Annotated in this window: 24 protein-coding genes and 1 riboswitch; of the genes, 7 read left to right on the top strand and 17 right to left on the bottom strand. The window is 71.1% G+C overall.

Translation table 11 applies throughout. From position 1 onward, the window contains the following. Position 1: 1 nt before the first annotated feature. Together ACMTAK_RS44330 and ACMTAK_RS44325 are read left to right on the top strand one after the other, a co-directional pair. Positions 2–1,675 carry an AMP-binding protein gene (locus ACMTAK_RS44330; protein WP_413811397.1) on the top strand — a complete coding sequence of 558 codons (1,674 nt, stop codon included), beginning with the start codon at positions 2–4 and terminating at the stop codon, positions 1,673–1,675. An 11-nt stretch (positions 1,676–1,686) separates the two neighbouring features. After that, complete coding sequence (locus tag ACMTAK_RS44325) at positions 1,687–4,068, top strand: bifunctional salicylyl-CoA 5-hydroxylase/oxidoreductase (RefSeq protein ID WP_413811396.1); 2,382 nt, start codon at positions 1,687–1,689, stop codon at positions 4,066–4,068. A 23-nt stretch (positions 4,069–4,091) separates the two neighbouring features. Here the strand turns inward: ACMTAK_RS44325 and ACMTAK_RS44320 are convergent, their stop codons facing one another. From ACMTAK_RS44320 to ACMTAK_RS44280, 9 genes are all read right to left on the bottom strand, one after another. Next, a complete protein-coding gene (locus tag ACMTAK_RS44320) occupies positions 4,092–5,267 on the bottom strand; it encodes an epoxide hydrolase family protein (RefSeq protein WP_413811395.1) in 1,176 nt (391 codons plus the stop codon). Positions 5,268–5,306: 39 nt separating this feature from the next. Next, entirely contained in the window at positions 5,307–5,891 is a 585-nt protein-coding gene (locus ACMTAK_RS44315; protein ID WP_413811394.1) for a CGNR zinc finger domain-containing protein, read from the bottom strand. After that, positions 5,875–6,267, bottom strand: coding sequence for a nuclear transport factor 2 family protein (locus tag ACMTAK_RS44310; RefSeq protein WP_413811393.1), 393 nt, complete (start codon positions 6,265–6,267; stop codon positions 5,875–5,877). Before ACMTAK_RS44310 ends, ACMTAK_RS44315 begins: the two co-directional genes overlap by 17 nt. Before the next feature lie 3 nt (positions 6,268–6,270). Further along, complete coding sequence (locus tag ACMTAK_RS44305) at positions 6,271–6,756, bottom strand: hypothetical protein (protein ID WP_413811392.1); 486 nt, start codon at positions 6,754–6,756, stop codon at positions 6,271–6,273. A gap of 36 nt (positions 6,757–6,792) precedes the next feature. After that, entirely contained in the window at positions 6,793–7,686 is an 894-nt protein-coding gene (locus tag ACMTAK_RS44300; RefSeq protein ID WP_413813179.1) for an ABC transporter ATP-binding protein, read from the bottom strand. A 26-nt stretch (positions 7,687–7,712) separates the two neighbouring features. After that, positions 7,713–8,726 (bottom strand): FecCD family ABC transporter permease, encoded by a 1,014-nt coding sequence (locus tag ACMTAK_RS44295; protein WP_413813178.1) that lies wholly within the window; start codon positions 8,724–8,726, stop codon positions 7,713–7,715. 56 nt (positions 8,727–8,782) lie between these two features. Beyond that, positions 8,783–9,823 carry an ABC transporter substrate-binding protein gene (locus ACMTAK_RS44290; RefSeq protein WP_461773833.1) on the bottom strand — a complete coding sequence of 347 codons (1,041 nt, stop codon included), beginning with the start codon at positions 9,821–9,823 and terminating at the stop codon, positions 8,783–8,785. Between the two features lie 60 nt (positions 9,824–9,883). Beyond that, positions 9,884–10,097: riboswitch (cobalamin riboswitch) on the bottom strand. 27 nt (positions 10,098–10,124) lie between these two features. After that, a complete protein-coding gene (locus tag ACMTAK_RS44285) occupies positions 10,125–11,048 on the bottom strand; it encodes an RNA polymerase sigma-70 factor (protein WP_413811391.1) in 924 nt (307 codons plus the stop codon). 44 nt (positions 11,049–11,092) lie between these two features. Then, positions 11,093–11,566: a carboxymuconolactone decarboxylase family protein gene (locus ACMTAK_RS44280; RefSeq protein WP_413811390.1), complete on the bottom strand. Its 474-nt coding sequence runs from the start codon at positions 11,564–11,566 to the stop codon at positions 11,093–11,095. Between the two features lie 408 nt (positions 11,567–11,974). On the opposite strand from ACMTAK_RS44280, the gene ACMTAK_RS44275 reads away from it, so the two are divergent. Then, a complete protein-coding gene (locus ACMTAK_RS44275) occupies positions 11,975–12,514 on the top strand; it encodes a DUF2165 domain-containing protein (RefSeq protein ID WP_413811389.1) in 540 nt (179 codons plus the stop codon). Between the two features lie 95 nt (positions 12,515–12,609). Here the strand turns inward: ACMTAK_RS44275 and ACMTAK_RS44270 are convergent, their stop codons facing one another. The 3 genes from ACMTAK_RS44270 to ACMTAK_RS44260 form a co-directional block, all read right to left on the bottom strand. Next, positions 12,610–14,478 (bottom strand): serine/threonine-protein kinase, encoded by a 1,869-nt coding sequence (locus tag ACMTAK_RS44270; RefSeq protein ID WP_413811388.1) that lies wholly within the window; start codon positions 14,476–14,478, stop codon positions 12,610–12,612. Positions 14,479–14,817: 339 nt separating this feature from the next. Next, on the bottom strand, positions 14,818–15,591 hold the full coding sequence (locus tag ACMTAK_RS44265) for a polysaccharide lyase family 7 protein (protein WP_413811387.1): 774 nt from the start codon (positions 15,589–15,591) through the stop codon (positions 14,818–14,820). A gap of 121 nt (positions 15,592–15,712) precedes the next feature. Further along, positions 15,713–16,504, bottom strand: coding sequence for an FHA domain-containing protein (locus ACMTAK_RS44260; RefSeq protein ID WP_413811386.1), 792 nt, complete (start codon positions 16,502–16,504; stop codon positions 15,713–15,715). A gap of 269 nt (positions 16,505–16,773) precedes the next feature. Between ACMTAK_RS44260 and ACMTAK_RS44255 the strand changes: the two genes are divergently transcribed. After that, complete coding sequence (locus tag ACMTAK_RS44255) at positions 16,774–17,199, top strand: hypothetical protein (RefSeq protein ID WP_413811385.1); 426 nt, start codon at positions 16,774–16,776, stop codon at positions 17,197–17,199. Positions 17,200–17,219: 20 nt separating this feature from the next. Here ACMTAK_RS44255 and ACMTAK_RS44250 read toward each other — a convergent pair whose 3' ends face one another. Both ACMTAK_RS44250 and ACMTAK_RS44245 read right to left on the bottom strand, forming a co-directional pair. Then, on the bottom strand, positions 17,220–17,993 hold the full coding sequence (locus ACMTAK_RS44250; protein WP_413811384.1) for an IclR family transcriptional regulator: 774 nt from the start codon (positions 17,991–17,993) through the stop codon (positions 17,220–17,222). Between the two features lie 66 nt (positions 17,994–18,059). Further along, positions 18,060–18,701 carry a TetR/AcrR family transcriptional regulator gene (locus tag ACMTAK_RS44245; RefSeq protein WP_413811383.1) on the bottom strand — a complete coding sequence of 214 codons (642 nt, stop codon included), beginning with the start codon at positions 18,699–18,701 and terminating at the stop codon, positions 18,060–18,062. Positions 18,702–18,913: 212 nt separating this feature from the next. On the opposite strand from ACMTAK_RS44245, the gene ACMTAK_RS44240 reads away from it, so the two are divergent. Next, positions 18,914–19,684, top strand: coding sequence for an NADPH-dependent F420 reductase (locus ACMTAK_RS44240; protein ID WP_413811382.1), 771 nt, complete (start codon positions 18,914–18,916; stop codon positions 19,682–19,684). A 56-nt stretch (positions 19,685–19,740) separates the two neighbouring features. Here ACMTAK_RS44240 and ACMTAK_RS44235 read toward each other — a convergent pair whose 3' ends face one another. Next, positions 19,741–20,097 (bottom strand): fumarylacetoacetate hydrolase family protein, encoded by a 357-nt coding sequence (locus ACMTAK_RS44235; RefSeq protein ID WP_413811381.1) that lies wholly within the window; start codon positions 20,095–20,097, stop codon positions 19,741–19,743. 43 nt (positions 20,098–20,140) lie between these two features. Beyond that, positions 20,141–21,247 carry a zinc-binding dehydrogenase gene (locus tag ACMTAK_RS44230; protein WP_413811380.1) on the bottom strand — a complete coding sequence of 369 codons (1,107 nt, stop codon included), beginning with the start codon at positions 21,245–21,247 and terminating at the stop codon, positions 20,141–20,143. On the opposite strand from ACMTAK_RS44230, the gene ACMTAK_RS44225 reads away from it, so the two are divergent. After that, on the top strand, positions 21,246–21,980 hold the full coding sequence (locus ACMTAK_RS44225; protein WP_413811379.1) for an aldehyde dehydrogenase family protein: 735 nt from the start codon (positions 21,246–21,248) through the stop codon (positions 21,978–21,980). The two genes, ACMTAK_RS44230 and ACMTAK_RS44225, sit on opposite strands and share 2 nt — an antisense overlap. Here the strand turns inward: ACMTAK_RS44225 and ACMTAK_RS44220 are convergent. Next, positions 21,886–23,109 (bottom strand): alpha-hydroxy acid oxidase, encoded by a 1,224-nt coding sequence (locus ACMTAK_RS44220; protein ID WP_413811378.1) that lies wholly within the window; start codon positions 23,107–23,109, stop codon positions 21,886–21,888. The two genes, ACMTAK_RS44225 and ACMTAK_RS44220, sit on opposite strands and share 95 nt — an antisense overlap. A gap of 251 nt (positions 23,110–23,360) precedes the next feature. On the opposite strand from ACMTAK_RS44220, the gene ACMTAK_RS44215 reads away from it, so the two are divergent. After that, on the top strand, positions 23,361–24,134 hold the full coding sequence (locus ACMTAK_RS44215) for an SDR family oxidoreductase (protein ID WP_413811377.1): 774 nt from the start codon (positions 23,361–23,363) through the stop codon (positions 24,132–24,134). The last annotated feature ends 66 nt before the right edge of the window (positions 24,135–24,200 follow it).

Genomic DNA, 24,200 nt, shown 5'->3' with positions numbered 1-24,200 from the left:
CGTGACTCTTCCGCTCCCCCTCTCGCCCTCGGCGCACCTCGACACCTTCACCCGCGATCAGCTGCCGCCCGCACATCTGTGGCCGACCCTTGAATTCACCACGCCGGAACTGCGCTACCCGGACCGGCTCAACGCGGCCACCGAGCTCATCGACACGCCCACCGCGCTGTTCGGCCCCGGCCGCCCCGCCCTGCGCACCCCGTCCGGTGAGGTGTGGACCTACGGCGAACTGCGCGTCCGCGCCAATCAGGTGGCCCAGGTGCTCACCGAGGACCTGGGCCTGGTGCCGGGGCGGCGCGTCCTGCTGCGCTCGCCCAACACCCCCTGGACCGTGGCGGCCTGGCTCGGCGTCCTCAAGGCCGGTGGCGTGGTGGTGACCACGATGGCCGCCCTGCGCACCCGGGAGCTCGCCCCGGTAGCCGAGCGCACCCTGCCGTCGATCGCCCTGGTGGACCACCGGTTCGCCGATGACGTCCGCACGGTCCGGGACACCGTGCTGCCCGGATTGACGGTGGTGGAGCACGGCTCCACCGGCCCCGAGGATCTGGTGGCCAGGGCCGTGGCCAAGTCCGGTGAGTTCACCAGCGTGGACACCGCGGCCGACGATGTGGCGCTGCTCGGTCCCACCTCCGGATCCACCGGCGCGCCCAAGATCACCATGCATTTCCACCGGGACATCCTGTCGATCGACAACACCTTCGGCCGCCACACCCTGGGCCTGGTCCCGGACGACCTGGTGGCCTGCACCGCGCCCCTGGCCTTCACCTTCGGCCTCGGCATGCTGGTCGTCTTCCCGCTGCGGGCCGGAGCCTGCGCCCTGCTGACGGAGTCCGCCGCTCCGCCGCAGCTCGCGGAGCTGGTGGAGCGGCACGGCGTCACCGCCCTGGCCACCGCGCCCACCGCCTACCGGGCGATCCTGCGCGAGGGCGCCGAGCGGCGGCTGGCCGGGCTGCGCATCGGCGTGTCCGCGGGCGAGCACATACCCAGCGCCACCCGGCAGGAGCTGCGGACACGCACAGGCCTGAGGATCGTCGACGGCATAGGCGCCACCGAGCTGCTGCACATCTTCATCTCCGCCGCCGGAGACGACATCCGGCCCGGCGCCACGGGCAAGGCGGTCCCCGGCTACCGCGCCACCGTACTCGGCCCCGACGGCACGGAACTCGGCCCCGGAGAGCCGGGCAGACTCGGGGTCATCGGCCCGGTCGGCTGCCGCTATCTGGGCGGCGAACGCCAGCGGGACTACGTCCTGGAGGGCTGGAACATCACCGGTGACATCTTCCACCGGGACGAAGACGGCTACTTCCACTACCACGCCCGCAGCGACAGCATGATCGTCTCCTCCGGATACAACATCGGCGGCCCCGAGGTGGAGGCCGCCATCGACACCCACCCGGACGTCGTGGAATCCGCCGTGGTGGCCCGCCCCGACGCCGAGCGCGGCTCGATCGTGTGCGCCTTCGTGGTGCTGCGGGACGGCGTGCCCGGCGACGCGGCCAAGGCGAAGGAGATCCAGGACCACGTCAAACAGGTCCTGGCGCCCTACAAATACCCGCGCGAGGTCCGCTTCCACGGCGCCCTGCCACGCAACACCAGCGGAAAACTGCAGCGCTTCGCACTCCGCAGGATCATCGAAGACGAGCAGGCCTCCGCCGAGGCCGTCGCCGAGAGTTGAGAGGAGCCCTCTTGAAAATCGCCATCATCGGCGGCGGTCCCGGCGGGCTGTACTTCGCGGCCCTGATGAAACAGCTCGACCCCGCCCACGACATCACCGTCTGGGAGCGCAACGCCCCCGACGACACCTTCGGCTTCGGCGTCGTCTTCTCCGACGAGACGCTCGGCGGCATCGAGAACGCCGACACCACCATCGCCCAGGACATGGCCAGGCGCTTCGCCCGCTGGACCGACATCGACATCCACTACCGGGGCGAGAGCCACACCGTCGGCGGCCAGGGCTTCGCCGCCATGAGCCGCAAGGAACTGCTCCGCCTGCTCCAGGAGCGCTGCCACGACCTCGGCGTCACCCTGCACTTCTCCACCCCCGCCCCGGACACCGAGCGGCTGCGCGGGTCGTACGACCTGGTGGTGGGGGCCGATGGCGTCAACTCCCTCGTACGGGCCGCCCACGCTGAGGTCTTCCGCCCCTCCCTGGACCGTCGGCACAGCAAGTACATGTGGCTCGGCACGGATCTCGTCTTCGAGGCGTTCCAGTTCTTCGTCAAGCAGACGGAATGGGGCGTCGTACAAGTCCACGGCTACCCCTACTCCGCCACCGGATCCACCTTCATCGTCGAGATGCACGAGGACGTCTGGCGACGGGCGGGCTTCGACGCCACCGAGGGGGCCGACTTCGCGCCGGGCGCCTCCGACGAGCACGCCGTCGCCCGCGTCCGCGAGCTCTTCGCCGACGAACTCGACGGCCACCAGGTGTTCGCCAACAACTCCAAGTGGCTGAACTTCACGACCGTACGCAACGAGCGCTGGCACCACGGCAACCTCGTGCTCATCGGAGACGCCGCCCACACCGCGCACTTCTCCATCGGCTCGGGCACCAAGCTGGCCATGGAGGACGCACTCGCCCTCGCCGCCTGTCTGCATGAACACCCCCATATCGAAGGCGCGTTGACGGCGTACGAGACCGAGCGGCGCCCGGTCGTGGAGTCCACCCAGCGGGCGGCGCAGGGCTCGCTCGAGTGGTTCGAGAACATCGGGATGTACGTCCACCAGGAACCGACCCAGTTCTGCTTCAATCTGCTGACCCGCTCGCGCCGCATCACCTATGACAACCTGCGCACTCGCGACCCGGAGTTCGCCGACCGGGTCGACATCGCCTTCGCCGCCGCGCAGGGCCTCGACGACGTGGCACCGGCGATGTTCCAGCCCTACCGGCTGGGCGAGTTGGAGCTCAAGAACCGCGTGATCGTATCCCCGATGGACATGTACTCCGCCGTCGACGGCGTGCCCGGCGACTTCCACCTCGTCCACCTCGGCTCCAAGGCCATGGGTGGCGCCGGACTGGTGATGACCGAGATGGTGTGTGTCTCGCCCGAGGGTCGCATCACCCCCGGCTGCACCGGGCTGTGGAACGGCGAGCAGGGCGATTCCTGGCGGCGGATCGTCTCCTTCGTCCATGAGCGGAGCACCGCCCGCATCGGACTCCAGCTCGGCCACTCGGGCCGCAAGGGCTCGACCCGGCTGATGTGGGAGGGCATGGACGACCCGCTGCCGCAAGGCAACTGGGAGGTCGTCGGACCGTCCCCGCTGCCGTACGGCGCCGGCTCCGCCGTGCCGCGCGAGCTCACCCGCGCCGATATGGGCCGGATCGCCGCGGACTTCGTGGCCGCCGCCGGCCGGGGCGCGGAGGCGGGGTTCGATCTGCTCGAACTGCACTGCGCACACGGCTACTTGCTGTCCTCTTTCCTCTCCCCGATCGCCAACCACCGCACCGACGCGTACGGCGGCCCGCTGGAGAACCGGCTGCGCTTCCCGCTGGAGGTCTTCGACGCCGTGCGGGAGGCATGGCCCGCGGAACGGCCGGTGATCGTGCGCATCTCCGCCACCGACTGGGTGCCGGACGGCAACACCGAGCATGACGCCGTGGAGATCGCCCGCGCGTTCATCGCCCACGGCGCGGACGCCATCGATGTCTCCTCAGGCCAGGTCACCAGGGAAGAACGCCCCGCCTTCGGCCGCTCCTACCAGACCCCGTTCGCCGACCGCATCCGCCACGAGGTGGCCGCCGCCACCGGGGCCGCGGTCATCGCGGTGGGCGCGATCGCCTCGTACGACGACGTCAACTCGCTGCTGCTGGCGGGGCGCGCCGATCTGTGCGCCGTGGGCCGCACCCATCTGTACGACCCGCACTGGACCCTGCACGCGGCGGCCGAGCAGGAGTACCGGGGCACGGGCGCCGCATGGCCGGTGCAGTTCGGCGCGGGCGGCCGCAAGCCCCCCGCCGCGCGCACCGACGCCGTACGGCCCCGGCTGTCACTGCTCCGGCCCGACCCCGCCGACCAGGCCGTTCATCTGCGCTGGACCCCGACGCGTGCTCCGGCCCCCGTGCCCTGAGGGGTGGGAGCGGGAACCGGGTGTCAGCCCGTCGCCGCCGCCCGGTAGGGACGGAAGAAGGCGCGCAGCTCCTCCGCGTAGAGCTCGGGCTCCTCGAACGGTGCGAAGTGCCCGCCGCGCTCGGGCTCGGTCACCCGTACGAGATTCGTGGTGCGCTCCAGCCACGCCCGCGGCGGGCGGACGATATCGCCGCGGAAGAGCGAGAAGCCGGACGGCACCTCGACCCGGCGGGCGTGCTGCGCGGGCGGGATGGCGGCGTTGGCGTGGTACATGCGCATCGAGGAGCCGATCGTGCCCGTGAGCCAGTAGAGCGTGACGTTGGTGAGGATCTCGTCCTTGGTGAAGCTCCGCTCGATGTCACCGTCGCAGTCGCTCCACCCCCGGAGCTTCTCGACGATCCACGCGGCCAGCCCGGCCGGTGAGTCGGTGAGCCCGACCGCGGCGGTCTGCGGCTTGGTGCGGTGCATGGCGGCGTACGCGCCCTCGGCCGCGCCCCAGCCCGTGACGCCCTCGAACCAGGCGCGCTCCTCGGGCGTGAGATCCGCCGGGTCGCCGGTGAAGACGGGCAGGCCGCCGTCCATGCGGTGCACGGCCGCCACCCGGTCGGGGTGGTCGAGCGCGAGGTAGCGGCTCACATGGCTGCCGATGTCCCCGCCCGCCGCGCCGAACCGCTCATAGCCGAGGATGTCCATCAGCTCGGCCCACAGCCCGGCGACGGCGATGGAGTCGGGCGGCGGGCCGGTGGGCCGGTCGGAGTACCCGTAGCCCGGGGCGTCGGGCACGACCACGTCGAACGCGTCGGCGGGGTCGGCGCCGTACGCACCGGGGTCGGTGAGGTGCGGGATGACCTTCGTATAGCGCCAGAACGAGTCCGGCCAGCCGTGGCTGAGCACCAGCGGCAGGGCGGGCCCGGCCGGGGCGGCGGCCTTGATGTGGGCGAAGTGGATCCCGAGGCCGCCGAGCCGGACCCGGAACCTGGGCAGCCGGGCGAGCGCCGCCTCCTGCGCCGCCCAGTCGAACCCGTCCGCCCAGTAGGCGACGAGCTCACGGAGGTAGGCGAGGTCGGTCCCGAGCGCCCACCCGGCGTCCTCGGGCGCATCCGGCCAGCGGGTCGCGCGCAGCCGCGCGCGGAGGTCATCGAGGGCGGCGGGGTCGGTCCGCGGGGTGAACGGCTCGGGTCGGGGCGGGGCATCCGGCATGCCACGTACCCTACAAGCGGGCTTCGCCCGCGAGGCGATTCAGGTCGATTGGCGGCGGCGATACGCCTGCGTCTTCACGCGGTTGCCGCACAGCTGGGGTGAGCACCATTTGGCCCGGCCCGGGCGGGAGTTGTCGTAGAAGACCCACTGGCAGTCGGGGGCCGGACACATCCTGAGCCGATACCAGGTCCCATTCACCGTGGCGGTCAGCGCGGACATGACGATGTGCGCGAGGGCGGTGTCCACGGGGTCGGCGGCGATGGTCAGGTGGGCGCCGTGGCCCGCGGTCAGTGTGACGTGGAAGGAGTAGCCGACCGCGGCATCGCCACCCTGGCCGTCACCGTCCGCGTCCTGGCGCAGCGCGGCCCGCAGCGCCGTGCGCAGTTCGTGGGCTCTGGTCAGGTGGCCCTGATGGGCCTTGGTCTCGGGGGCGTCGCCCACGAGCAGGTCGTGCTCCCGCAGCCAGCGCTCCAGATCGACGGGCGTGGCGAGCGCGTCGCGCCCCGTGAGGCGCCGCCCGTGCGCGACGAATCCCCGGCGGTCCTCGGTGTTGGCGAAGTGATGGAGCAGGGCGATGCCCGCCGGGAGGCCCTCGACGTCCTCGGCCCTAGTCGGTGGCAGCATGACCGATGTCTCCGTGAACGCGCCGGTAGGCGTCCTTCACCCGGATCCGATCGCCGTCGAACTCAAACATGTCACAGCCGTGCACCTCGTGGGCCTGGCCATCGGCATCGGTACCGGTGTAGGACCACTGGCAAGCGCCCCGGTCCCCGGCGATGAAGGCCACTCCGCCGGGCCGCGACTCGAGCCCCGCGTCATAGGCGAGCATCAGCTCAAAGCCCTTGCGCACTTCGGCCCGGCCGCGGAAGGTCAGGCCCGGCTCCGGGCCGACTGACGCGCGGAACACACAGTCGTCCGTCATGAACTCCATCAGCAGGTCCAGATCCTTCCGCCGCCATGCCTCGCCGAAGCCCGCCAGCCGTTCCAGTGTCATCCCCATGAACTAGACCCTTCCTGCGAAGCGAGCGGTGAGATAGGCATCCGTGTTCGGGCCGTCGGGGTTGGCGAGCACATGGCGCAGCCATGCCCGGCGTTCGAAGTCGGTGACGGCCAGCTCCCAGACGCAGCCGATGGCCTCACCGGGGTGCGGTGTCAGCGCGTCCGGCTGCTCCAGGGGCGCCGAGAAGAGCCGCTGATGGATCTCGTTCTCCCCGTGCCACCAGTCCACCAGCGCGAAACAGCGGTCGGCCGCGTCATGCGCGATGGCGAAGCCGATGCCATAGCGGCTGTCCGACCGGGCGGGGCCGGGCAGCGCCGAGGCCGCGGCCTCCACGGTCGCGGCCACCAGCGCGGGGCGCGGCACATCGGACCACGCGCTGATGCCGTACACCTTCACGGCCCATTCACCGACCGTCTCCAGGCCCAGGAAGCCGATGGCCCGAGGGCGATGCGGCTGCCGAAGCACGACCGATCCCTGGTGCGCACCCATGGCCCGCCCTCCTCCACGACGACACGTCTTAAATGATTAGCAGGTGTCGCCTCTCTCGCGCAACACCTGGCCCCAGGACCGGCCGATTCGCCCGGGTGACGCGGCGGGGGCGGCTCGCCCATCGCCCATCGGCGGCTTCGCTGTCCGGCGCAGGAAGCGGATGACCGGGTGGCCCGGATCGTGGGTGACATCGGCCCGGACGCCGTAGACCCGCTTGATCAAGGACGGGGTCAGCACATCGCCGGGAGTGCCTTCGGCCACGACATGTCCCTCGCGGAGGACCAGCAGGCGGTCGCAGTACATCGCGGCGAGGTTGAGGTCGTGGAGGGCGATCACGGTGGCGATCGGCAGGCCGACGACGAGGTCGAGCAGATCGAGCTGGTGCTGGATGTCGAGGTGGTTGGTCGGCTCGTCGAGCAGCAGCTCACGCGGTTCCTGGGCGAGGGCCCGGGCGATCTGGGTGCGCTGACGCTCGCCACCGGAGAGGGTGTGCCACGACTGACCGGCCCGGTCGGTCAGTCCGCTGCGCTCCAGGGCCGCGTCGACGGCCCGGGTGTCCGCGGTGGAGGCCGACGCCCAGGCGCGCCGGTGCGGGATGCGGCCGAGGCCCACCACCTCGCGGACGGTCAGTTCGGTCTGGGTGTGGGCGTGCTGTTCGACGGTGGCGATACGGCGGGCCGTGGCACGGCGGCCGACTTGTGGCAGGGCACGGCCGTCCAGGGTGACCACTCCGGCGGAGGGCGCGAGGATCCCGGCGAGCAGCCGCAACAGGGTTGACTTCCCGGAGCCGTTGGGGCCGAGCAGGCCCACCGTCTCGCCGGGGCGCAGGGTGAGGGTGACGCCGTCGACGATCAGCCGGCCGTCGGTGCGGCGGCTGACGCGGTCCGCGCGGAGCCCGGACGCCGCTTCCGGAGTGGCGGCGGACTCCATGCCGGGGGTTTCCGCTGTGGAGTCGGTCATGTCTTCCTCCGGCCGCGGTAGAGCACGGCGACGAAGGCCGGTACGCCGATGAGGGACGTCACCACGCCCACCGGGACCTCCTGGGGGTCGATGACGGTGCGGGCGGCGGTGTCCACCCACACCAGGAAGACGGCCCCGGCCAGTGCGGTGACCGGCAGCAGACGGGCGTGGCCGGAGCCGGTGAGGGCGCGGGTGGCATGCGGGAGGACCAGGCCGACGAAGCCGATGGCCCCGGCGGAGCTGACCAGGGTCGCGGTGAGCAGCGCGGTCGCGCACAGCAGGACGAGCCGGGTACGGGCCACCCGGACACCGAGCGCCGCCGCGGCCTCCTCCCCGAAGGCGAACGCGTCCAGGGTGCGGGCGTGGCCGAGACAGACCACGAGGACGGCGGCCAGGACGCCGGCACACAGCAGTACATCGCCCCATCCGGCGCCGGTGAGCGAGCCGAGGAGCCAGAACAGCACGGCCCGGGTGGTGTCGGCGTCCGCGGAGGTGAGGACGATGAACGAGGTCAGCGCGGAGAACAGCTGCATGGCGGCCACTCCGGACAGCACCACGCGGTCGGTGCTGCCGCCGAGGCTGTGGCTGAGTACCAGCACCAGGCCGAACGACAGCAACGCACCGGTGAACGCGCCCGCCGACAGGGACACGGCCCCGCCGCCCACGCCGAGCACGACCACGGTGACGGCGCCCGTGGAGGCACCCGAGGACACCCCGAGCACGAAGGGATCGGCCAGTGGATTGCGCAGCAGGGACTGCATCACGGCCCCGCAGAGGGCCAGACCCGCCCCGCACACCGCGGCGAGCAGTGTGCGCGGCATGCGCAGGTTCCACACGATGCCATCCCGAAGCGGCGGCAAGGTGCTCTCCCCCAGGCCCAGATGGGCGGTGACCGCCGCCCATACGTCGGCGGTGGAGATGTCGGCCGGGCCGGTGGTCACGGCGAACGCGACCGACGCGAGCAGCGCGGCCGGCCCGCCCGCGACCAGCAGCAGGAGGCGGGTGCTCAGGAGGCGGGTGCTCAGGAGGCGGGTACCCGCGCGGCGGGTGCTCACCTTTCGAGTACTCACTTGGCGAGCCCGAAGTCGCGCAGCCCGGCGGCGACCTGCTCCACCCCTTCGACCGTACGGAGGGACGGGTTCATGGCCTGCCCGCTCAGCAGGATGTACCGCTTCTTCCGCACGGCGGTGAGATCGCGGGTGGCGGCGTTGGTCTCGAGGAAGCGCGTCTTGGCCCTGGCGGTCTCCGCGGTCTGCTGCCTGCGCGTGAGGTCGCCGAGGACGATGACGTCCGGGTCGCGGTCGGCCACGGTCTCCCAGTTGATCTGCGGCCACTCGTCGTGGGTGTCGGAGAAGGCGTTCTCCGCCCCGACGGCCCGGGTGATGGCACCCGGCGCGCCACAGCAGCCGGCGAGGTACGGCGACTGGGAGTTGGCGAACCAGTACATGAGGGAGACACCGGAGGCGTCCACTCCCTCCGTGGCCCTGCGGACGCGCTCCTTCAGCCGCGCGACGAGCCTCTCACCGCGCTCGTCGACACCGAACGCGTGGGCAAGGTCGCTTATTTCGCCGTACACCGCATCAAGCGTGAGGGGCTTGCCGCGGGAGCCGTCGCCACCGCTGTCGGCGTCCCTGCCCGCCGCGCAGTCGGACGGCGAGACATACGTGGGCACGCCCAGCTTCTCGAACTGCTCGCGGGTGGCCACGCCGCCCTTGCCGAGGGTGGAGACGAACGAGGCGGTGACGAAGTCGGGTTCGGCGTCCAGGGACTTCTCGAAGGACGGCGCGTTGTCGGCCAGACGGGGCACCGTGGCATTGGCCTTCTCCAGGCCCTTCATCACCGGGTCGGTCCAGGTGGCGGTGGCTGCCATGCGGTCGGCGAGGCCGAGCGAGAGCAGGATCTCCGTGCTGCCCTGGTTGAGCGACAGGGCCCGCTTCGGGGCGGACTTCAAGGTGACCTTGTGGCCGCAGTTGTCGATCGTGCGCGGATAGCCCGCACCGGCGGGCCTTCCGGCGCCGGCGTCGTCATGGCCGGAGCCACCGCACGCGGTGAGCAGAAGAGCGGGGGCGAGCAGGAACGCCGCGGTACGGCGGGCGGAGCGGAGCACGGGCAGCCTCGGTGGTCGGGGCTCGTACGCGGAGCCTGGCCTACGGACGTCCTCCGCACACCGGGCGCGGAGGTGCCAGCAGGTCTTCGGACTCGGGCTCGTCCGGACGGGGCCCCTTCCCGGTGCTCGTTCGCGACGGCCCCACGGCCGCCGCGGACTCCTCCCAGTGGTGTCACATGCCCCGCCCGTCCCCCTCACCGCTGCGCGTCAGTTCCGGATTCGCACCGGATTCCCTGGCCTCGGATGTGGCACGACTGGCTCCCCGAGACTACCAAGAGCGTCGAGCCGCCACGTCCCACGGTCAGTTCGGCCGCCGACGGGCCCGCTTCACCTCTCGGTCCACGGCCCAGGCGTCGCCGACCGGCCCGAGGTGGCCGAGCTTGTCGGGGTTGACCACCGTGCGGATGGTCTGGATCTGCCCGTCGAGCACATCGAGGGCCAGGGTGTGGAGCACCTTGCCGTCCCGGTCGCGGACGATCGCGCCGGGCTGGCCGTTGACCTCGTGCGGCTCCAACGACACATCGATCCGCAGCAGCCAGGGGAAGACACCGCCCAGCAACCGCGCCACGTTCTCCGCGCCCATGACGGCCCTGGCCAGCTGCGGGGCCTTGCCGCCACCGTCCCCGACCAGCCGCACATCGGCGGCCAGCAGCTTCCGCAGCCCGCCCACGTCGCCGTCCTTCAGCGCGTCGAAGAACCGGGTGGCCAGCTCCTGCCGCTCCTGCCGGTCCGCCGCGAACCGGGGCCGTCCGGCCCGCATGTGGCGCCGCGCCCGCACCAGCAGCTGCCGGCATGCCGTCTCCGACCGTTCCACCGCCGTGGCGATCTCGTCGAATCCGAAGCCGAACACCTCCCGCAGTACGAACACCGCCCGCTCCAGCGGGCTGAGCCGCTCCAGGAGCAGCAGCGCCGCCATCGACACCGAGTCGGCCAGCTCCACCGCCCGGGCCGGATCCTGGTACGGGTCGCTGAGCAGCGGCTCGGGGAACCACGGGCCCACGTATTCCTCCCGTCGCACCCGCGCGGAGCGCAGCACGTCGATCGAGACGCGGGTCACCGTGGCCGACAGATATGCCTTGGTGGACGTGGGCCGGGTGGCCGAGCCGTCGAAGCGCAGCCATGTGTCCTGCACCGCGTCCTCGGCCTCGCTCACACTGCCCAGGATCCGGTAGGCGATCGAGAACAGCAGTGGCCGCAGCTCCTCGAACTCCTCGACCTCGCTCACGCCGATTCCCCCCCTCAACGACCGGCCGGCCGGACTGGCACCGATCAATGGAACTGCCCGACCCGGTAGTCGCCCGCCGGCTGCTGGGTGATGACATTCAACCGGTTCGCCATATTCATGAAGGAGACCAGGATCACCAGGGCGGTGAGCTGCTCCGCGTCGTAGTGCTTGGCGGCGTTCGCCCACACCTCGTCGCCGACGCCACCGGCCGCGTCCGCGACCCGGGTCCCCTCTTCCGCCAGCTCCAGCGCGGCACGCTCGGCGTCGGTGAAGACAGTGGCCTCCCGCCACGCCGCCACCAGGTTGAGCCGCACGGCGGTCTCACCGGCCGCGGCGGCCTCCTTGGTGTGCATGTCGAGGCAGACGGCGCAGCCGTTGATCTGGCTCACGCGCAGCGCCACCAGCTCCTGCGTGGCGGGCGGCAGCGGCGAGTCCTTGACCGCCTTGCCCGCCGCCATGACGGGCTTGAGGACCTTGCCCGCGGTGGGGCTGGCGGAGTAGTTCAGTCGCGCGTCCATGGTGTGCTCCTCCGTGGTTGTCAGTGGCTACACCCCCGAGACGAGGCAGCCCGGTCCCCTGTGACATGGACGGATGTGACCTGCGTCTCCCCGCCACCGGGCCCGCTGAGCCGAACGGGTGACTTCTCTCGCTTTCCTTGTCACCGCCCTGCGATTTTGCGTTGCTGGGGTTCGGGGCGTGGCGGTCCCGCCGTCCGGCGAGATCGCCACCCCCGACCTCACAGCGTCCTCGCCTCGCTGACCTTCACCGGCTGACGCTCCGGCAAAGACCACGTCGCGCCCTCCGGGACCTCCGCCCGGAGGGCACAACAGCGCATCACCTACGGCGTCCATGACCGCTGTGATCCAGACAGTTGTACGCTACGGCTCGGTCCGATCAACCGAATACAACGGGGAGACAGAGTCATCGTGAGCGAGCGCACCGGCAGAATACGTTCCCCTCGTACCTACTCCGCCGTATCGGGGGTGCTCACCGGGACGATCGCCCTCTACATCGCGCTTGTCGCCCTCGGCAACATCACCGACTTCGACTCCAATCAGCAATTCGTCCGCCATGTCCTGGCGATGGACACCACGTTCAAGGACGACGACCTGATGTGGCGGGCCATCAAGTCCACCGCGCTCCAGGACACCGCCTACGTCGCCATCATCGTCTGGGAGAGCGTCGCCGCCCTGGTCCTCCTCGCCGCGACGGCCATGTGGGGCGTGGGACTGCGCGGAGGCAGCGTCCGCCGCGCCCGCCAGGCCAGCACCGTGGGGCTGTTGATGCTGATGCTGCTGTTCGGCGCCGGGTTCATCGCCATCGGTGGCGAGTGGTTCGCCATGTGGCAGTCCAAGCAGTGGAACGGGCTGGAGGCCGCCACCCGCGTCTTCCTGATCTCCGGGATCGTGCTGCTGCTCATTCATCTGCTCGCGACCGAGCGGACCGGGCCCGACTCCACGGACTGACCGGAACTCCACAGGCTCGAAAGCGACAACGGACTCGTCGTCGCCGCGGACTCACACGGGCCGGCGGCTCAGGCAGGCGGCCCCACGGCGGCAGTTCAGGCAGGTGGCAGCGCGGCGGCGGCCGACCCGGCAAGGTCGGTCGCCAGTTCGCAGGGCCGTCCCTTGCGGCCCGCCCCCTTGAGGACGAGGACCACCCGCTCGGTGCCCTTCACCCGGTCGAGGCCCGTGTAGTCACGGTAGACCACCTCGACACGGCAGCTCCCCGGGCCCTCGTCCTCCGGCATAACAATGGCCTGGTGATCGCCGAGCCTGGTCGACCGGGTGTTCTCGTCGCTGGGCAGGTCGCCTTGGTCGAAGCGCAAGTCCACCTCGTACTCGCTGGTGGTGCTCTTCCACTGGCAGTCCCAGCGACCGAATCCGACGTCCGGGTCCCGGGCGTCGATGCCGGGCACCTTCTCCAGCGTCTTGGCGCCCAGAAGCGTGCACGCGTCCTGGTGCGCCAGCGAATTGGACGGGAAGCCCCGGGAACGCCGGGGAATCTCACCACGGTTGAGCACATTGACCGCGAATCGTGTGGCGACATCCGCGGTGTCGCACAGCGGCTCCTTGATCTCCGCAGGCCGTCTCGCGACCGCGGTGATCCGAAGGCTGTTGTCGCGAGCACCGTTCACCGCGATGGCCCGCACGCACTCGTCGCCCTCGGCAGCGTGCTCCACAACGGTGACCCTGCCCTTGGTCTTCCTCGTCACGGCCTCGGGCAGCGAATCGGCGTCGAGCTCCACCCTGACATCCACGACCTCCTCGTCGCGCTCCTTCAGGTTGACGTCGCAGCGATTGAAGTTGCCCTCATCACGCTTCAGTTCGGCCACTTCGTACCGATCGAACACGCCGGCCCTCAGCAAGGCACAGGGATCGGCCGTGCGGGGGTCGCCGATGAAGCCCGCGGCGGCCGTTTTGCCCGGTGCCGGGGTGGCCTTGTCCCCGTCTTCGTCCCCCAGGCTCATCACGATGAACGGAACGGCGATGGCGAGCGCCGTGAAGGCGGCGGCGCCGGCCAGGAGAAAAGGGCGCCGCCGGACCAGCGTCGCCGTGCGGCGCGGCACCCCTCCCGCCGGGACCTCGCTACGCGTCAGGACGTCCGTGTACGGCGTGGTCGACGGGGCCATCGGGAGGACCGGGAACTGGTCCGGGGGCCCCGCGATGTCCGCGAGGGCGGCGAGCGCCTGGGCGGCCGTGGGCCGGGCCCCGGGGTCGCGCTGGAGCATCGCGGTGAGGATGGCTCCGAGCGGCCCGACCTGGGGGCTGATGGCCTCCATCCGGACCGCCCGCCCGGCGCCGCGCATCGGCGGGGTCCCGGTCACCAGCCAGTACATCGTGGCACCGAGCGAGAACACGTCGGACGCACGCTCGGGCGCGCCCCGGAACGCCTCGGGGGCGGCGAAGAACGGGGTGAGGCTGACCGGCCCGTTGGGCGTGATCGTCTCACTGCCGTCCACCCGGTACGCGGCGCCGAAGTCGGTCAGCTTGGCGACCCTGTCGGGGGTGATCACGATATTGCCGGGCTTGACGTCGCAGTGCACGATGCCCTTGTCGTGCAGGGCCGCCAGCGCGGCCGCGATCTGTGCGCCGATATGTGCCGCGAGCTCGGGGGCCATTTTCACCGGGACGTCCAGGCTTCCGCCGGTCACATGCTCCATCACCAGCCAGAACGTGGCGTTCCTGCCCTTGCCCGCGCGGACGGCGTCGTAGAGAGTGACCACGTTCGGGTGGCTGAACTTCGCCAGAGCGCGGGCTTCGGCCAACAGCTCGTCGAAGTCGGCCTGGCTGTTGTCCTCGAGCAGGGCCCGCTTGAGGACGACGGACCGGCCCAGCTCCGTGTCGACGGCGAACCAGACCGCGCCTCTCCCTCCCTCGACGGGCCCCTTGGTGAGCCGGTACTTGCCGACCTTCTCCCCCCGCCGCACGACGACACTCCCCTCCTACGAGACCAGAACCGCTGTCTGCCGTTACCGCACGCGGATCGAACTTACTGCGTACACGGAAAGACACGTACCGGTTGCGGCGTTCGTGAGGGCGGCGCGGGGCTCGGTTCACGCCGGAGGCGCGTGGGACCTGGCCGGTTGAGAAGGGAATTCACCCGCCACTCCAGAAATCTTCACCTTTGTGGAGGTTGCGGTGTTGCGGGAGCACATGCGACGGGGGCAGGCGCCACCGTCACATGCCATCGGCGCGGCGCGTTTGTGTGTCGCGCCGGTGCCGGACCTCCCCGCGACGGGTGGGACCCGGCACCGCGTCCCCCCTGGTCAGGAGTGGGTGACCTTGAGGCTGGATATGTGGACCTCGCCGTAGTTGTCGTCGTCGCAGGGGTCCGAGTTGTCGCAGTTGGCCTGGGTGTAGGCCCCCGCCTTGAAGTAGTTGGTGTCGCCGTCGGAGGAGATCGTAGTCTCACGCTCCCCGTTGTAATAAGCGTCGATCTTCCCGTTCCGCGCCACGAACTTGGCCTCGAACTCGGTGCCCAGCTTGTAGTCGTCGGTGACGAGGTGGTGGTGGGCGTCGTCGCCGTCGGTGATGTAGAGCTTGCTGCCTTCGAGGCGGAAGACCGTGACATCGTCGTCCCCGCCGTGGATCTGGGCGCCGACCAGGTGCGGCTTCTCCTTGGGGAGCGCGGTGAACGCCTCCTTGACCACGAGGGTGTGGGTTCCCTCGCTGGTCGACCAGCTCGCCTCCTCCTCCCCTTCGTCGGTCATCTCCCGCAGCTCGGCGCGCGGGTAGCTGGAGCCGCCCGTCGTCACGCCGTTGACGGAGGACCGGAACTGGACCGCGTCGCAGTCCCCGGTGACCTGGAACCAGGGCTTGGCGGAGAAGGTGGCGAGATCGGGCTGTGTGATCTCGGTCGGGTCCTCGTCCTCGCCGGTGGGCAGGGTCAGCTTCCAGTTGGTCAGATCGAGGACGTCGGCGGGGTACTGGCACTGCGCGGCCGGGGTCTGGTGGCGGGTTTGAATGTCGGCCTGCGCCGGGAGCGCGAGGGCGGCCGTCGTGGCGGCCACGGTGCTGCCCGCGAGGACGACGATGCGCATGCACCTCATGGGGGTGTGTCCCTTCCTGTTCGTTCGGCGACTTCGTTCGGCGACAGGCATGATTCGCCGCCGTTCGCGGGACGGGTCCCGGAAACGGGCAGTCAGCGCCGAATGGCGCGGGCTACTCCGGCGCGGGATCGGGCCAGAGGGCGTCGTCCTCGATGAGGTCCAGATCGGGCGGTACGAGGGTGGTGGACTCCACCAGCCCCTTGAGCAGGTTGTGCAGCAGACCGTTGTCGGCGGGGCGGCCCTGCGACTTGTCGTGCATCACCGGGTACCTGAAGCCGGTGCCGTGCAGACGGCGGCGCACGGCCTCGACCCGGTACTCGATCTTGCGCTCGTTCCAGCCCGCGCCCGGGCGGAGGTACATGAGCTGCTTGGCCGCCGTGGCGTACGTCAGGGGACGCGGATCCTCCTCGTACAGCAGATACCGCTGGCCCAGGACGGCCAGCAGCAGCCGTTCGTCGTCGTCGAGCGGCCAGATCTCCGGCCGAAGCGTCTCGGCGCGCCGCCGTGACACCGGCCCCTGGTCGTCATGGCCCGCCACATACAGCTCGACCAGGTGCTCACGGTAGCCGGAGCCCTTGACGAACAGCGGGGTGTAGCCGGTGTCGAGCGGGATCGGCTCGGTGCTGAGGTGCATCATCGTGCCGCGCGGCAGCCGGACGAGCTGCCGCCCGGTGTTCCGCAGCCACCACTGCCCCTGGCGGTACGTCAGCTCGCCGTGGCGCCGGCTCACCCGGAGGTCGTCCACACCGACGCCCAGATCCACATCCGGTTTCTCACCCCGCCCGAAGCGGACCGTCAGCCCCGGCCGGGGCGGGGCGCTGAGGTCGCCGGTCACCGTGCGGGCGTGCAGCATGCCGGGGGTGCTGGGCGCGACTCCGCGCGCGAGGCTGGCGGAGAGGGGCATCGGCGGTCTCCTCGGTTCGGGCGATTCTCGGCACGCGCGCGGACACGCACACCCACCAGGGTCCGCGCCCTCCTCCGGGACCCGTCCCGAAGCAGGCTCGTGTGGCGGGAGGACACCCCGTCGCATGGGGCTCATCGGCCCCCACAAGCGTACGAGTTGAATGCCGCGTCCGGGCCGGGACGGGTCCCGGACCCCCGGACGGACGATGCCCGCCACGACCCCGGCACGGCCGCCGCCCGGCCGCCGGACCCGCGGACAAGGAGGGTACGATGACCGGCTCACCGGACGAGAACCACTGGCCGCACCCGGCCCCGGGCCGGCGCCCCGGCCACATCACCGCGGCCGCCGTGCTCCTGGTCGTCTCCGCATTCATCAGTGCCACCATCGCCGTGAACGACCCGGAGCTGACCCAGTTCGTGTACCTGCTCCTCTTCATCACCATCGGCGCCGCCCTCCGCCTCCGCAAAGGCGGACGCGCGGCCCGCGTCACCACGACGGTGACGGCCGCGCTCTTCCTCGTCTATCTGCTCCCGCACGCGATGCGCGGACTCTCCGACCCGGGCGGGGTCTACCAGCCGGACTACGCGGTCCGCGCCATCCTCGCCATCGCCATCTCCGCCACCGGCGTAACCCTCCTCCACTCCCCCAGCAGCCGCGCCTACTTCCGCACCCGCCGCCACCAGACCGTCCGGTGACCGTGTGCGCGGGTGCGTGGTTACGACGGCACGCTCGCTCCCAGGCGTCGTGCCATCGCCTTCGCTCCGTTGAGTACCAGCTCGACGTAGTGGTCCTTTTCCGCGTCACCCCATCGCGGGGTGGGCACCGAGATGCTCATGGCCGCCACGCAGTTGCCCAGGCGGTCGTGCACCGGTGCGGCGACGCAGGCCGCGTGGTCGTTGGACTCGCAGTACTCCTCGGTCCAGCCGCGCTCGCGGGCCGTTTCGAGTTCGGACAGGAGCCGCTTGCGGGTGGAGATGCTGTTGGAGGTCATCTGCCGCAGCGCCTTGTCATTCGGGAACAGCTCATCGAGTTCCCGGGCCGAGAGGGCGCTCAGCAGGGCCTTTCCACCCGCGGTGCAGGAGGCGGGCAGGCGGCTTCCCACCTGGGACACCAGCCGGACCGAGTACTTGCTGTCGATGCGCACGATGAACACGGCGAATCCGCCGTCGCGTACGACGACCTGGACCGTTTCGCCACAGGCCCGCGCCACCTCGCCGGCGCACTCCCGGCCCACGGTGGCGAGGTCGAGCCCGCGTTCGTAGCCCGCGCCGAGACGCAGGGCGCTGAGCCCCATCGCGACGCGTCCGGTCTCCTTCGAGATCGTCACATAGCCCCGGTCGGCCAGTGTGTTGACGAGTTCGTGCGTGGTGGCACGGGGCAGGCCGAGGTGTTGGGTGATCTCCGGAACCCGTAGCCCCTCATCCTGGTCGATGAGCAGTTCCAGGATGTCCAGGCCCCGGCGAAGGGCCGGAGCGGTGACACGCGCCACGATGGCCTCCCAGCACACGTTTCAGCGGAAGACATTTCCGCGGACGGCGTCCAAAATATCAGACGCCTATGTCTCGGCCTCCGCGCCGGGCGCCGGCTCGGGCAGCGGTTCGGTGTTGCGGCTGCGGAGGCCGTCGAGGGAGATGCGCAGGAGGCGGCGCCACTGGCCGGGATGGCTGTCGCCGGTCGCCTGGATGGTCTGACTCAGGGAGGCACTGAGCAGGACGAGGTCGGCGGTGGTGACCCCGTCGCGCAGAAGTCCGGCGTCCGCACAGCGGGTGCGCAGTTCGTCGATGAAGGCGTCGCGGTGCCGGGCGCATACGCGCGCGGGGGCGCCGCTGGCGGTATGACTCTCGACGAGGGCCCGGTTGCGGGCCTGGTGGGCGAGGGCCTGTTCGAAGAAGCCGGTCAGGGCCTCCCAGGGGTCCTCGGTCGCGGCCGCCGCCTCGTGGGCGGCGGTGAGCCAGGAGGTGAATTCCCGCTCCAGGACGGTGACGAGCAGATCGTCCTTGGTCGGGAAGTGGCGGTAGAGCGTGCCCATGCCGACGCCGCTGCGCCGGGCGATCTCGCGGACGTCGACGGTGCAGCCCTGCTCGGCGAAGACCGCACCGGCCGCCTCGAGGATCGCGGCGCGGTTGCGCTCGGCGTCCGCGCGGCGGGCGCGCTTGGCGGGGGGCCGCTCGGGGGTGGACTGGTCGGCGCTGGTCACGGGATTCAGCGTACAGGCGGGTTTCCGGAGCACGCGCTCCGGTTGTGTTACCTTCAAGAGGAGCACCTGCTCCGGTTACTCCGGTTACTCCGGTTACTCCGGTTCGGTGGTGCGCGAGGCCCCGGCCTCCGCATGCCCGTTCCCACCCGGGCCCGGCTCTGAGACAGAAGCGCCCGCGGACCACAGGTCCGTCAGATGAGGAGACCTCTTTCATGGCAACGCTTGGCTTCATCGGCAGCGGCAACATCGGCACCAAACTGGCCCGGCTCGCGATCGCGGCGGGCATCGACGTCGTCCTGTCCAATTCCCGCGGGCCCGAGACCCTGGCTCAGACGGTCGCCGAGCTCGGGGAGCGCGCCCGGGCCGCGACGCCGGAGGAGGCGGCCCGGGCGGGCGACTGGGTGGTGGTGAGCATCCCGCTGGCCGCCTACCGCAAGCTCCCGGCCGCCGCGCTGGCGGGCAAGGTCGTGCTCGACACGAGCAACTACTACCCGTTCCGCGACGGGGACTTCGAGGAGCTCGACTCGGGCAGGACCACGACGAGCGAACTCGTCCAGCGGCACCTGCCCGGCGCGAAGCTCGTCAAGGCGTTCAACAACATCGGCGACGGGCAGATACCGGCGCTCGCCCGTTCCACCGGAGCCCCCGACCGCACCGCCCTGCCGATCGCCGGCGACGACCCGGAGGCGAGGGCGAGCGCCGCCGCCCTGATCGACCGGCTGGGCTTCGACACCGTCGACGTCGGCCCCCTGGCCGAGAGCTGGCGCTTCGAGCCGGAGACCGCCGCCTATGCGGTGCCCTACTTCGCCGACAGCGAAGCGCTGAAGGCCGCCATGGCCAAGATGGGCGAGGAGATCAGGTCCGGCGCCCCGTTCGAGACCCGGCCCCCCGCGGACCCGGGCGCCCCGCTGTCCGCGGACCGGCTGCGCGCCCTGCTGGCCGAGACGCCCCGCGTCCTCACCGCGGACCGTGTGATGCGCTGACGCCCCTCGCGGACGGGGGCTGGGGCCGCGTGCGTCCCGGCCCCAGCCCCTGGCGGTCAGTTGACGTCGAGGGCGATCCGGCCCAGCTCACCGAGGTCGGCCACCAGGCGATCGCCAGGGCTGATCGCCGTCGGGGCACACAGGGTGCCGCTCAGGACGATTTCCCCGGCCTCCAGCCGCCTTCCACCCCTCAGCAGATGCCGGGCGAGCCATGCCACCGCCTCGGCGGGGTCGCCCATGACGGCGGCCGCGCTCCCCGGCACCGTGCGGGAGCCGATCGTCAGCGTGGCGGCGAGTTCGGCCAGGGCCGGGTCCACCGCGGCCGGGTCCACCGCGGCCGAGTCAACGGCAGCGGCTCCGTTGCCCGCGTGCCACAGCCGTCGGCCCAGTTCCGCGACCGGTTCCTCGTTCATCGATCTCCCCTACCACCGGTTCCGTCCATGAGCCGGTCCGCACTCACAGCTCAGGTCCGGGAACGATCACCGCACGGCCGGTGGCCCCCTGAGCCAGCGCCGCGTACGCCTCGTTGACCGCCGACAGCTCGTACCGCTCACCGAGCAGCTTGTCGAGCGGCAGTCGGCCGGTCTTGAAGAGCTCGACCAGCTTGGGGATGTCGACCGGCGTGTTGGCCGAGCCGTAGAGACTGCCGATCAGCCGCTTCTCCTGCTGCACCAGGGGGTTGACGGGCACAGCCGCGGTGGCGCCCACCTTGCCGAGGCCGACGGCGACGGCGGTCCCGCCGACGCCCACGACCTCGACCGCCCGGGCGAGCGTCTCGGGCCTGCCGACCGCGTCCAGCGACCAGGCCATCGGACGTGGCGAGATCCTGGTGAGCTCTTCGACGAGGCCGTGCGTGCGGACGTTGACCGCGTGGGTGGCGCCCAGCTCACGTGCCTTCTCCAGCTTGGCGTCCACCGTGTCGACCGCGACGATCGGATCGGCGCCGACGAGGCGCAGCCCCATCACCGCGCTCAGCCCGACGCCACCGGCACCGATGACCACGACGCCCTCTCCGGTGGCGTCCTTCATGACGTTCAGCGCGGCGCCGGCCCCGGTCACCACGGCACATCCGGTGATCGCCGCGATCTCCGGCGGAACGTCCGGATCGATCGTGAGGACCGACCGTTCGGACACGACGCATCGCTCGGCGAAGCAGGAGACTCCCATGAGGTGGTGCAGCTTCTCGCCGTTCAGATTCAGCCGTGACGTCCCGTCGAGCAGACCGCCGGAGGCCGTCTGCACCCGGCCCAGCGCGCACAGGGCGGGGCGGCCGGTGGTGCAGAACTCACAGTCGCCGCACCGGGGGCGCCACAACGTGACGACGGTGTCGCCGGGGCGGACCCGGGTCACCCCCTCCCCCACCCGCTCCACGACGCCCGTCCCCTCGTGTCCGAGCACCGCGGGCAGGCGGACGTCGAGGTCGCCGTTCATGTAGTGCAGATCGCTGTGGCACACCCCGGCGGCGAGCACACGGAGGGTGACCTCGCCCGGTCCGGGGGCGTCGAGGTCGACGTCCTCGACGGTCAACGGCGCACCGGGCCGGTGCAGTACTGCTGCCTTCATGGAGCCACGCCTCACTCTGTCCACCGTGTACGAAACTTCAGACGCTGTCTTACCGGTTGAGTATGTGAGCCCGTCTCGGCGGCCGTCAAGCACGTTGAACGAGGCGCCGACGCATGCAACCGTGCAGTGGAGCCGCCTCGAGCCGGCCGACCGCGCCCCGTTTCTCGAGGCCATCGCGTCCGCCCTCGAAGAGGCCGCACCGAAGCTCGTGGCCATCGCGGACGAGGAGACATCCCTCGGGGAGACCCGGCTGCGCAACGAGATGGTCCGCACGGTGTTCCAGCTCCGGCTCTTCGCCGAGACGGTGACGCGGGGCGAATACCTCGGGGCGACGATCGTCCGTGCCGACCCCGCGTGGCCGATGGGCCCGCGGCCCGATCTGCGCCGGGTGCTCGAACCGCTCGGCCCGGTCGTCGTCTTCTCCGCGAGCAACTTCCCGTTCGCGTCGCAAGCGGCCGTCCGGAGCCCATTCCGTTCTTCGGTGAACTCGGCAGCCCGCACTGCGCGACGCGAACCCGCTGAGCGTTCCCCAGCGGGTCTCCTGAGCCGGGATCGGCCAGAGGGCCCGCCTCCCCCGGCGGGCCCTCTCCCGTTCCCGCACCGCTCACGGCATACGGCAGCTCACCTCATACGACCGCTCACGGCATCCGCACGTGGTGCCGCGCGATGGCGTCGCTCGCGTTCAGCCCGAGCAGCTGGAGGCTGCGTGAGTACTCCTCGCGCAGGATCGTGACCGCGCGCTCCACGCCCCGCTCACCACCGGCCATCAGGCCGTACAGGTAGGCGCGGCCGATCATGACGGCGTCCGCCCCGAGCGCCCGCGCGGCGAGGATGTCCTGGCCGTGGGTGACACCGCTGTCGAGGATCACCGTGGCGTCGGGGCCGAGCTCCTCGCGTATCCCGGGCAGCACCGTGAGGGTGGCCGGGGTGCGGTCGAGCTGCCGTCCGCCGTGGTTGGAAACGACCACACCGTCCGCGCCCGTCTCGACGGCGCGGCGTGCGTCGCGCGGGCTGAGGACGCCCTTGACCAGCAGCCGATGCGGCCAGTTGGCGCGCAGCCACGCCAGATGGTCGTAGTCCAGCGTCGGTTCGAAGACCACGTCGGCCACCCGTACGGCGTCGATCACATTGGTCTCGCCGGTCATGCTGCGCAGCGACGCGAACGTGATCGGGGCCGTGGTCAGCTTGTTGAGCACCCAGGACGGGTAGCGGGCCATGCCGAACAGCGTCCGCAGGGTGAGCGACGGCGGGATCGTGAGGCCGTTGCGCATGTCCTTGGGGCGGCGGCCGGCCACGGGGGTGTCCACGGTGAGGACCACGGTGGTGAATCCGGCCGCGAGCGCGCGGTCGAGGAGCTCCGCGTTGAGGCGCTCGTTACGGGTCAGATAGAGCTGGAACCAGTGTTCGCCGCCGGGAGCCGCCGCGGCGACGTCCTCGACGGTCGAGGTGCCCACGGTGGACAGCGTGTACGGCAGGCCGTGGCGGGCGGCCACGCGCGCGACCGCCGCCTCGCCCTCGTGGTGCATCATCCGGGTGTATCCGGTCGGCGCGAAGATCAGCGGCATCGCGATCTGCCGGTCGAACACCCGCGTGGACAGGTCCGGATGGTCGACCGGCGACAGATACTCCGGCACGAGTTCGACCGCCGCGAAGGCCGCCCTGTTCCGCCGCGCGGTCAGCTCCGCGTCGGCCGCGCCGTCCACGTAGTCGAACACCGCGCGCGGAGTCGTACGCACCGCCACCCTGCGGAGATCGCGGATGCTCAGCGCGGCCCCGAGTCGTCGCTCGACCGGGTTGAGGGTCGGCCGGCGTACTCGCAGAACCTCGCGGAGCTCGGACCACCGGGGTCGCTGCCGCGCCACGCGAGGCCGCTTCGGAGCTGCGGACGGCACTGGGGGCTGGGTGACGGTCACGGTCCTGCCTCTCGATGTACGGGGGTCAATGGCCGTTCGACAGTGACGAGATATTGGACGCGGTCCGAGAAATCGGAGTCTGACTCCCGACTTCGGCATGCGTCAAGCCTTGACGCATCACTCCCCCATGGGCACCATCTGGTTTGCATATAAGACGGCGTCTTAGATTTCAGACGGGCAAGCCGAAAAGGAAAGGTGCCATGCGACTCGGTCTGGCAGGCAAAGCCGCTCTCATCTGCGCATCCACATCCGGCCTCGGCCGGGCGACCGCCCGAGCCCTGGCGGAAGAAGGGGTCAACGTCGTGGTCACCGGCCGGTCGGCCGAGCGCGCCAAGGAGGTGGCGGGCGAGCTGCCGGGCGCGGTCGGCGTGGGCTGTGACCTGGTCGCGGACGGCGGCGCCGAGCGGCTTCTCACGGCCGCCCGCGAGGCCGTCGGCGACCTCGACATCCTCGTACTGAACGGGCCGGGCCCCGCGCCCGGACCGGCTCGCGCCACCGACACCGCCGGGGTCGCGCAGGCCATCGCCACGCTGGTCACCCCCCAGGAGATCCTGGTGCGGGGCGCCCTGCCGGCCATGGTCGAGAAGGGCTGGGGCCGCATCCTGAGCATCAGCTCGACGAGTGTGCAGGCGCCCCTACCGAACCTCTCGCTGTCCAACCTCGGACGGGCGGCGCTCGCCGGGTACCTCAAAACGCTCGCCACCGAGGTGGCCGCACAGGGCGTGACGGTCAACTCCCTGCTGCCCGGACGCATCGCCACCCCACGGGCCCGGCAGATCGACGAGGCCGCCGCCCAGCGCACCGGCCAACCGCTGGACGAGATCGAGGCCGCGTCCAAGGCCACGATCCCGGCCGGGCGCTACGGCGAACCCGATGAGTTCGGCGCCGCCGCCGCGTTTCTGTGCAGCACCCAGGCCGCGTACATCACGGGCACCGCCCTCCGCTGTGACGGCGGCATGGTGCCAACCCTCTGACCCCAGGTGCCAGGCCTCTGACCCCGCCGGAGGGTTCACCCGACTCCCCAAGACGAGAGCAGCGCA

This window comes from Streptomyces lacaronensis (assembly GCF_047337785.1).
GTDB lineage: Bacteria > Actinomycetota > Actinomycetes > Streptomycetales > Streptomycetaceae > Streptomyces > Streptomyces lycopersici.
Note: the sequence above shows the minus strand (reverse complement) of the source record. Positions and strands in the feature narration are given on the sequence as shown.